This is a genomic window from Paenibacillus agaridevorans (assembly GCF_003112455.1).
GTDB lineage: Bacteria > Bacillota > Bacilli > Paenibacillales > Paenibacillaceae > Pristimantibacillus > Pristimantibacillus agaridevorans.
In genome coordinates, this window is sequence record NZ_BDQX01000243.1 from 34,269 (window position 1) to 42,428 (window position 8,160).

The window sequence follows — 8,160 nt, forward strand, 5'->3', positions numbered from 1 at the left end:
TAAAGCACCGATGGACCGGAAAGTAACTCTGATTAGCAGCCATAGGCGTTAGTAACGCTTATGGCTCCAAAAAGCAGGCGAACGAGCAGCTGTAGGCGTTAAAAACGCCGATGGACCGGAAAGTAACTCTGATCAGCTGCATAGGCGAAAGTGTCTATGAAGCCCCCAAAAGTACAAGTTTTGCAACTAACTGTGCTGGCAAAGCCAGTGAAACGAAAACGAATGGTGGAGAAAAGAAAAGGAAGACAGGGAGCGAGTTTGGCGGCAGATCGTATATTTGAGTTTGCGAATCACACGTCAGGGCGATCTCGTTCTTGAATATGAAATGATGCGACTCCAAGACTGATGAACAAAAGGTTGAAAAATCAAACAGACACCAGGAGGACATCGATTCATTGTGTGCAAAACTGGAAATGAAGCTGCAATCAATCATCGCCAACCTGTTAATGGAAATGAAGGCCCTTATATGGATCGTTTGGCGTGATTTTAAAATTTAACGGAACACTGAGACGTTATTCGTGAGAAATCCAGGCAAACCGCGGACTTTTGCCCGTCATAAGAGCTGTCAGTTCCATTAGATTAGGTAGCGAGGCTTTTTTACTGAAATAACGCCTCTCATTTCCGTTACAGTTGCTCCCGTTCATTTCTTACCGGACACTTGCCCGCAATTTCACCTTTGCACAATGAATAGACAGCCTCGCCAGCGACTCTATTTGTCCGATTTTTAACCTCAAACAAATCTAACGGATAGGAAAAACACTATTGGGTCGTAACAGAGTAATTTGCGCGATGATGAACCAATAATGTCATGGATGTCCGTTAGCGTCTATTATGTCCATTAGGTGGTTAGTGTCTGAACGTTTTCGATTGGTTTTTTGAATCACCTTTAGGTGATTTTGTTCATGATTGCACGGTTGAATTGGCGTCAAAATAAGGGGCGACTTGCATTCTTCCTCCACGTGAAGCAAAATAGACTAGGATGCAACCTGCCCTGATCTCGAGAGGGTTGGGTAAATGGACGACAATAAAAGAGCAATTCGCGACATGGTAGTAGCGCTTAACGAGATTCCCGGTATTGGTTGGCATGCGATTAAAAACGCGATTGAGCATAAGCTCTGGACGAAGGACCGAACGAAACCGGAAGCATGGATGGCGGCAGGTTTTCGCGACGACCGAGCCGAGAAGGCAGCGAATTTATTTCGCCATCCCATCTGGAACTCGGGAGACGATAAAAGTTGGATGAGAGCTGAATCCGTTAAAGCCGGAATTGAGATGGATCGTTTGCTAACGCCATTTGATTCAGGTTATCCTTTCGAATTGAAGCATATTGCGCAGCCGCCTTGGGTGTTGTATGCTAAGGGACGGTCGGAATTGCTAGAACGGCCTTCGGTTGCCATTGTCGGAACGCGAATGCCGACTGCATATGGCAGGCATACGGCCGATAAGCTTGCTCAGGAGCTCTCAGAGGCAGGTATTACGGTTGTTAGCGGGTTGGCTAGAGGAATAGACAGCAAAGCGCATGAAGCGGCTCTAAAGGGCAATGGAAGCACGATTGCCGTATTGCCGACTCCGATCGATACTTGTTATCCTCCGCAAAATTTATCGCTTTTCCGAAATATCGGGGAACAGGGATTGCTGGTATCGGAGACGCCCCTCGGAACGAAGCTCCATCCCGGCCAATTTCATCAGCGCAATCGAATCATTGCAGGTTTGGCTTGCGCGACGATCGTCGTAGAAGGGGCGCGGCGAAGCGGATCGCTAATAACCGCCAAGTTCGCATTAGACTGGAATCGGGAAATTTTTGCCGTGCCCGGTCCCATTAATTCGCCTAAGAGCGAAGGTCCCAACGTACTGATTCGTGAGGAAAGAGCTCGGATTATAACGGGAATCGATGATGTTTTTGACCAATTGTTGTGGCTGCGAGATGCTGCAAAACCTTGGGGCAAGCAAGGCGGACAGACAGTTGGAAGCAAGGAGAAAGACGAGAGACCGCAGTTGCCGGAGGAAGCCAAGTTGCTTGCTCTGCTAAGGGATCGGCCGTTGTCGATTGACGAACTGCACGGGCTGACTGCTATTCCGTTTGGACATTTGAACTCACTTCTGCTAAATTTATGTATAAAACGAACAATTGAGCTTCAGCCTGGTTCCATATATAGAATATTGTAACTTGTCGCAAAGAGAGGAGGCACCTCGCGTGGCTGATTCATTAGTTATTGTAGAATCCCCGGCCAAAGCAAAGACGATCGGCAAATATTTGGGGAGCAAGTTTATTGTGAAAGCCTCCATGGGCCATATTCGCGATCTGCCCAAGAGCCAGATCGGTGTCGAGGTCGAGAACGATTTCAGTCCCAAATACATTACGATTCGTGGCAAAGGCAGCGTGCTCAAGGAATTGAAGGACGCCAGCAAAAAAGTAAAAAATGTCTATCTGGCGGCTGACCCCGATCGCGAAGGGGAGGCAATCGCTTGGCATCTGGCTCATTACTTGGAGCTTAACGAAGGCGACACCTGCAGGGTCGTCTTTAATGAGATAACGAAACAGGCGGTTAAGGACGCGTTCAAGCAACCACGCAAAATCAATATGGATCTTGTTAACGCCCAGCAAGCTCGCCGGATTCTGGACCGGCTTGTCGGCTACAAGATCAGCCCATTGTTATGGAAGAAGGTCAAGAAGGGATTGTCCGCAGGCCGCGTGCAATCCGTAGCCGTCAAGCTAATCATTGACCGCGAAAACGAGATTGACGCTTTTGTGCCAGAAGAATACTGGTCGATTACAGCAAAGCTTAGGCAGAAAGACGTCACGTTGGAAGCAAAGTATTATTCCTTGGGCGGCGAAAAGCGCGAGCTAGGCAAAGAAGCCGATGTCCAAGAGGTTCTGGCGGCCATGAAAGGCGAAGGTTTTACCGTCCAGGAAGTGAAAGAGAAGGAAAGGCTGCGCAACCCAGCGCCTCCGTTCATTACCAGTTCCCTCCAGCAAGAAGCAGCTCGAAAGATAGGTTTCCGAGCGTCCAAGACGATGTCCGTTGCTCAGCAACTGTATGAAGGCGTAGAGCTTGGCAAGGAAGGAACAGTCGGTCTCATTACTTACATGAGAACGGACTCCACTCGAATCTCCCCCGTAGCACAGGAGGAGGCGAAGATTTATATCACCGAGAAATACGGTCCCGACTATATGCCGGATCAGCCACGCATCTATACGAGGAAAAACAGCAATGCCCAGGATGCGCACGAAGCGATCCGTCCGACCTCGATCTATCGAGATCCGGAATCCATGAAGCCTTTCCTTACGAGGGATCAACTGCGGTTATACAAGCTGGTCTGGGAAAGGTTCGCATCCAGCCAGATGTCGTCCGCCGTATTGGATACGATGACTGTAGACCTTAGTGTAGGGGATGTAGTGTTCCGGGCTACTGGTTCCAAGATCAAGTTCCCGGGTTTTATGAAGGTGTATGTAGAAGGCAACGACGACGGTACGGAAGAGGAACATAAATTTCTGCCGCCGCTGGCGGTCGGCGACCAGTTGGTGACCGAAGCCGTTGAGCCTAAGCAGCATTTTACGCAGCCGCCACCCCGCTATACGGAGGCAAGGCTGGTGAAGACGCTAGAGGAACTCGGTATCGGACGTCCAAGTACGTATGCGCCGACTTTGGAGACGATCCAGAAGCGCGGATACGTGGCCATCGAAGAGAAAAAATTCGTTCCAACGGAGCTTGGCGAGCTCGTCAGCCAGTTAATGGAGGAGTTTTTTCCTGAAATTCTGGATGCAGAGTTCACCGCCAACATGGAAGGCAATCTTGACCACGTAGAAGAGGGCACGGAGGACTGGGTCAAAGTACTTGCAAACTTCTATGAATCGTTCGAGAAGCGGCTGGAAGTCGCGGAAGACGAGATGAAGGAGATCGAGATCCAGGATGAGGTGTCGGACGAAATCTGCGAGAAATGCGGCAAGCACCTCGTCTACAAGATGGGGCGGTTCGGCAAGTTCCTCGCTTGCTCCGGATTCCCTGACTGCCGCAATACGAAGCCGATCATCAAGGATATCGGGGTAGCATGTCCCAAGTGCGGGGAAGGCAAAATTATCGAAAGACGCAGCAAGAAGGGCAGAATTTTTTACGGCTGCGATCAATATCCCGGCTGCGATTACGTGTCCTGGGATAAGCCGACGGGCAAGCCGTGCCCGAATTGCGACTCTATGCTAGTGGAGAAGAGGAGCAAAGCAGGCGTGAAGCTTCAGTGCCCGACCTGCAGCCATACAGAAGAAGTTCCGGACGACGACCAGGAAGAACAGGCATAGAGGATACGACATTGAGAACACCCAGCGTCCTCCCTATATAGGGAGGATGATGTCTGTTTAGCCATACCGTGCCAATTAACGTCAGAAATTTCAAAAAGTTTTACCGAAAGGATTGGAATTAACCATGTCCCAGAAAGTTACCGTTATAGGAGCAGGTCTAGCCGGCAGCGAAGCCGCCTGGCAAATCGCTTCGCAAGGCGTACCCGTTACCCTGTACGAGATGCGCCCGGTCAGACAAACGCCAGCCCATCATACAAACCAATTTGCAGAGCTGGTCTGCAGCAACAGCTTGCGGGCAAATGGCCTGTCTAACGCCGTCGGCGTTCTCAAGGAAGAGATGCGCCGTTTGGACTCTCTGATCCTGAGCAGTGCCGATCGCAATGCCGTCCCGGCAGGCGGAGCGCTGGCAGTCGATCGCGATGGTTTTTCGGGCGAAGTAACGAGCAGGCTTCGCGAGCATCCGCTCATCGAAGTGCTAAACGAAGAAGTGACCGAAATCCCTCAGGACGGCATCACGGTCATTGCAACGGGCCCTCTGACGGCACCCGACCTGTCCAAACAAATACAAGGCTTGTTGGGCGAGGAATACTTTTACTTCTACGATGCTGCGGCGCCGATCATCGAGAAGGATTCCATCGACATGAGCAAGGTATATCTGGCTTCTCGCTATGACAAGGGTGAGGCGGCTTATTTGAATTGCCCTATGACGGAAGAAGAGTTCGAAATATTCTATGAAGCGCTTGTTAATGCCGAGACTGCCGAGCTGAAGGAATTCGAGAAGGAAATTTATTTTGAAGGCTGCATGCCGATTGAAATCATGATGAGACGAGGCAAGCAGACGGCCTTGTTTGGACCCATGAAGCCAGTCGGACTGATGAACCCTCATACGGGCAAGCTTCCGCATGCCGTCATTCAGCTGCGGCAAGACAATGCGGCAGGGACTCTCTACAACATGGTTGGTTTCCAAACCCATCTGAAGTGGGGCGAGCAGAAGCGGGTCTTCCAACTGATTCCGGGATTGGAGAATGCCGAGTTTGTCCGTTACGGGGTCATGCACCGGAATACGTTCATCAACTCTCCCAAGCTGCTGAAGCCGACGTACCAGACGCAGACGCGTGACTCGTTGTTTTTCGCCGGACAGATGACCGGAGTAGAAGGATACGTCGAATCGGCGGCTTCGGGCCTGATCGCGGGTATTAACGCTGGAAGACTGGCACGCGGTCTGGAGCCGCTTGTTTTGCCGGATCACACGACATTAGGCAGCATGGCTCAATATATTACGACGGCGGACTTCAAGCACTTCCAGCCGATGAATGCGAATTTTGGGCTGTTCCCGCCGCTCGAGACGCGTATACGGAACAAAAAGGACAAAAACGAAGCGATCGCTAATCGGGCGCTTGACGCCATCGATGCTTTTAAATTGCAACATTTGACTCATCCTGCCGTACAGTAGACTATAACTCCGCGACGGGAAGTCATCTGCTCAGCATGTCGTGCTGTTCACGTGATTGTCGTCATAGAGTAGATTAGACGAACTTTTTTCGGAACATTAATATACGGAACGGAGGCGCATGGATGGAAATGCAATTTCACGCAACGACGATCTGCGCAATTCGCCATGACGGCAAGGGAGCTATTGCGGGCGATGGCCAGGTGACGTTCGGCAACAGCATGGTGATGAAAAATACGGCCAAAAAAGTTCGGCGTTTATACCGCGGACAGGTCGTTGCAGGTTTCGCGGGATCGGTCGCGGATGCTATCACGTTGTTCGAGAAGTTTGAGGCGAAGCTGGAGGAGCATCACGGCAATCTGCAGCGCGCGGCTGTCGAGATGGCGAAGGATTGGCGTTCGGATAGAGTGTTGCGCAAGCTGGAGGCCATGATGCTTGTCATGGATAAATCCGGTCTGCTGCTCATTTCCGGCAACGGCGAAATTATTGAGCCGGATGACGGAATCCTTGCGATTGGCTCCGGGGGCACCTTCGCGTTGTCGGCAGCCAGAGCGCTTAAACGCCATGCACCTGGGCTCGAAGCCAAGGAGATGGCAAGATCCGCGCTGGAAATTGCCGCCGAGATATGCGTTTACACAAATAATAATATTATCGTTGAAGAGATTGGGTAGGATACGTGTTCAAAAAGTTCGGTTTTCAGCACCGAGAAGATGGAATGAAAGTAGAAACTGAGGAGCGGAGCGTAGTGGGAGCTACGTGAGCACCTGCAATGTTTCCGGAGGAAACATACTTCGAAAGCATACGCTTAGTTTCGCTTGCGTTCCATATTCGACGTCGAGTATGCTTCGTGGCATACTTCGTGATCAAAAGCGGACTTTTTGAACTACCTCATAAAAGAAGTGGGAGGCGAGAAGGATGGGGAATGATGCTTGGACGCCGCGCCAGATCGTGGCGGAGCTTGATAAGTACATCGTAGGCCAGAAGGAAGCCAAACGATCCGTTGCTGTTGCGCTGCGCAACAGATACCGTAGAAGCCGTCTCGATGAAACGCTTAGAGACGAAATCGTGCCCAAAAACATTCTTATGATCGGTCCAACGGGGGTCGGCAAAACAGAAATCGCCCGCCGGCTTGCCAAGCTTGTCAAGGCTCCGTTCGTAAAGCTGGAAGCGACCAAATTTACGGAAGTCGGGTATGTTGGCCGCGACGTCGAATCCATGGTTCGCGATCTTGTGGAGACGGCTATTCGAATGGTGAAAGCGGAGCGGACCGAGCAAGTGAGAGATAAAGCCGAGAAACAAGCCAACGAACGAATCGTTCAGTTGCTCGCGCCAAGCGCGGCGAAAGTCAAGACGAACAAAAATCCGTTCGAAATGCTTTTTGGCGGCAATCAGGAAGAGAAGGAAGAAGAGAAGGATAAGGAGCAGGACGGCGAATTGCAATTGAAACGTTCGCAGATCCGCGTGCAGCTTGCAGAGGGCAAGCTCGAGAACGAAGTGATCGAGATCGAAGTCGAAGACACGACGCCGAATATGATGGATATGCTGGCCGGAGGGCAAGGTCCGGAGGGCATGGGCATAAACATGTCGGAGTTGTTCGGACAACTGATGCCCAAGAAGCCGAAGAAACGCAAGCTCCCTGTAAAGGAGGCGCGTAAAGCGCTCACGCAGGAGGAAGCGAACAAATTGATCGATATGGACGATGTCGTGACGGAATCCGTTATCAGGGCGGAGCAGAGCGGCATCATCTTTATCGACGAAATTGACAAGATCGCAAGTCCGTCAAGAGGCTCAGGACCCGATGTTTCCCGTGAAGGCGTACAACGGGATATTTTGCCTATCGTGGAAGGTTCGACTGTTATGACGAAGTATGGTCCCGTGAAGACGGATTATGTATTGTTTATCGCTGCAGGCGCGTTCCATATCGCGAAGCCCTCTGATCTTATTCCCGAGCTGCAAGGACGTTTCCCGATTCGGGTAGAGCTGACTTCGCTTAGTCTGGACGATTTTATCAGTATTTTGACAGAACCCAAAAATGCGTTAACGAAGCAGTATACCGCGCTGCTCGCTACGGAAGGCATCGAAGTGGAATTTTCGCCGGATGCGATTCGCGAACTGGCATCTATTGCTGCTGACGTCAATCGCAATATGGAGAATATAGGTGCCCGCCGACTGCATACGATTCTGGAGAAGCTGCTTGAAGATCTTAGCTTCGAGGCGCCTGAGCTGTCGCTTGACAAGATGACGATCACGCCGGAATACGTACGCGAGAAGCTTGGCGGCATCGCGAAGGATCGAGATTTAAGCCAATATATTTTGTAGTTGTTACAGTTCTGGGAGGCACATGGGATAATGAGCTTATTAAACAAAACAAGAACACTGAACCGGCTGCTCCAACGAGCAGCCCGCAAGGCGCTAA

Annotated in this window: 5 protein-coding genes; all 5 read left to right on the top strand. The window is 50.9% G+C overall.

What is annotated here, in order from left to right; translation table 11 throughout:
* Positions 1–1,014: 1,014 nt before the first annotated feature.
* The 5 genes from dprA (at position 1,015) to hslU (ending at position 8,063) form a co-directional block, all read left to right on the top strand.
* On the top strand, positions 1,015–2,166 hold the full coding sequence (gene dprA, locus PAT3040_RS21155) for a DNA-processing protein DprA (RefSeq protein WP_108994290.1): 1,152 nt from the start codon (positions 1,015–1,017) through the stop codon (positions 2,164–2,166).
* Between the two features lie 28 nt (positions 2,167–2,194).
* On the top strand, positions 2,195–4,294 hold the full coding sequence (gene topA, locus PAT3040_RS21160) for a type I DNA topoisomerase (RefSeq protein ID WP_087570985.1): 2,100 nt from the start codon (positions 2,195–2,197) through the stop codon (positions 4,292–4,294).
* A gap of 124 nt (positions 4,295–4,418) precedes the next feature.
* Complete coding sequence (gene trmFO, locus PAT3040_RS21165; RefSeq protein WP_108994291.1) at positions 4,419–5,747, top strand: FADH(2)-oxidizing methylenetetrahydrofolate--tRNA-(uracil(54)-C(5))-methyltransferase TrmFO; 1,329 nt, start codon at positions 4,419–4,421, stop codon at positions 5,745–5,747.
* A 122-nt stretch (positions 5,748–5,869) separates the two neighbouring features.
* Positions 5,870–6,415 carry an ATP-dependent protease subunit HslV gene (hslV, locus tag PAT3040_RS21170; protein ID WP_087570983.1) on the top strand — a complete coding sequence of 182 codons (546 nt, stop codon included), beginning with the start codon at positions 5,870–5,872 and terminating at the stop codon, positions 6,413–6,415.
* Between the two features lie 244 nt (positions 6,416–6,659).
* Positions 6,660–8,063, top strand: a complete 1,404-nt coding sequence (gene hslU, locus PAT3040_RS21175; protein ID WP_108994292.1) for an ATP-dependent protease ATPase subunit HslU — start codon at positions 6,660–6,662, stop codon at positions 8,061–8,063.
* Positions 8,064–8,160: the final 97 nt, after the last annotated feature.